This is a genomic window from Pseudoalteromonas sp. P1-9 (genome assembly GCF_001399975.1).
Taxonomy (GTDB): Bacteria; Pseudomonadota; Gammaproteobacteria; order Enterobacterales; family Alteromonadaceae; genus Pseudoalteromonas.
Genome location: NZ_LKBD01000158.1, coordinates 1 through 314, shown reverse-complemented (window position 1 = coordinate 314; position 314 = coordinate 1). Strand labels below are relative to the sequence as shown.

1 pseudogene is annotated in these 314 nt (G+C 36.3%); it reads right to left on the bottom strand.

Features of this window, described 5'->3' with window-relative positions:
• Positions 1-128: 128 nt before the first annotated feature.
• A pseudogene (locus AN214_RS22000) lies at positions 129-308 on the bottom strand (IS3 family transposase); the annotation flags it as partial.
• Positions 309-314: the final 6 nt, after the last annotated feature.

The window sequence follows — 314 nt, the reverse complement described above, 5'->3', positions numbered from 1 at the left end:
GATCAGATCGCGAAACACTATGAAAGTTCCCACATATTATTTTTATCAGCCTGATTTTTATAAATTATTTATGGGGATGGCTCAGGCTCTGACATACCGGTAGCCTCACTCATGTAATTAGGTGTTCCCTTACTCCAATTTAGTCGACCATGCTTACGAAGCCAAACTAAAACTGTTGAAGCACCTTGGATACCATAGTGGTATTGCGCTTGTTTGTATGTACATTCGCCTTTTTCTACTTTTTCCACAATTGATAATTTAAAGGCAAGTGAATAATCTTTTTGAGTTCTCTTAGATATAGGTTTCATAACATT